Origin of the sequence: Streptococcus vestibularis ATCC 49124 (assembly GCF_000188295.1) — a bacterium.
Lineage (GTDB): Bacteria > Bacillota > Bacilli > Lactobacillales > Streptococcaceae > Streptococcus > Streptococcus vestibularis.
The window spans coordinates 1-1,165 of sequence record NZ_GL831123.1; the positions used below are offsets into that span (position 1 = coordinate 1).

The window sequence follows — 1,165 nt, forward strand, 5'->3', positions numbered from 1 at the left end:
TCGTTTTTGAAACCGATACTCACATCGAGATTCAAGCAAAACTTGATTATCCTGCACCATCATGTCCTCATTGCCATGGAAAAATGATCAAGTACGACTTTCAAAAGCCTTCTAAAATCCCTCTTCTTGAGCAAGCAGGAACGCCAACTCTACTACGTCTGAAGAAACGTCGTTTTCAGTGTAAAAGTTGTAGACGAGTCACGGTAGCTGAGACATCAATCGTTGAGAAAAACTGCCAAATCTCAAATCTGGTCCGACAAAAGGTTGCACAACTCCTGACTGAGAAGGTGTCACTAACTGATATTGCCAGAAGACTTCGTGTGTCGACGTCCACTGTCTATCGTAAGCTCGACCAGTTTACTTTCAAGGAACATTATGACAAACTTCCTGCTGTTATGTCCTGGGATGAGTTTGGGTTCAAGAAAGGTGAATTGGCTTTTGTGGCGCAGAACTATGAGACCAACCAACTCATAACCATCCTTGATAATCACCTCCAAACTACTATACGAAACTACTTTTTGAAGTATCCATTGGAAGCTCGCCAAAAGGTGCAGTTTATCACGATGGATATGTCTGGGGCTTATATTCCACTAGCCAAAAAACTTTTTCCAAACGCTAAAATCGTTCTTGATCGTTTCCACATTATCCAGCACCTTGGTCGAGCCTTTTTAAAGACAAGAATTGCGATTATGAACCAGTTTGACAAGAAGTCTCTACCCTATCGAGCCTTGAAAAATCACTGGCGACTCTTCCAAAAGGACAGCCGTAAGTTATCTCTCAACTCTTTTTATTCAAAGACTTTCCGTCAAACCTTAAGTCCACATGAAGTCGTTGAGAAAACTCTAGACTTTTCAGAAGAGCTCACCAACTACTATACTCTTTACCAGCTTTTACTTTTTCACTTTCAGGAGAAGAGAGTAGATGAGCTTTTTGAACTCATAAAGGAGAATATAAGCAAGGTCAATCATTACTTCAAAACAGTCTTTATGACTTTTCTTAGACACAAACAATACATCAAAAACGCACTAGAAACGGACTATTCAAACGCAAAACTTGAAGCAACTAATAAGTTGATCAAAGACATCAAACGGTTGGGTTTCGGTTTTAGAAACTTCATCAACTTTAAGAAGCGTGTCTTCATCACTCTGAACATACATAAAAAGAG

At 39.7% G+C, this 1,165-nt stretch carries 1 protein-coding gene; it reads left to right on the top strand.

Annotated elements, in window-relative coordinates:
• Positions 1 to 1,165, top strand: a 1,165-nt coding sequence (locus HMPREF9425_RS09020; RefSeq protein ID WP_003098461.1) for an ISL3 family transposase, incomplete at both ends; no start/stop codon positions are given.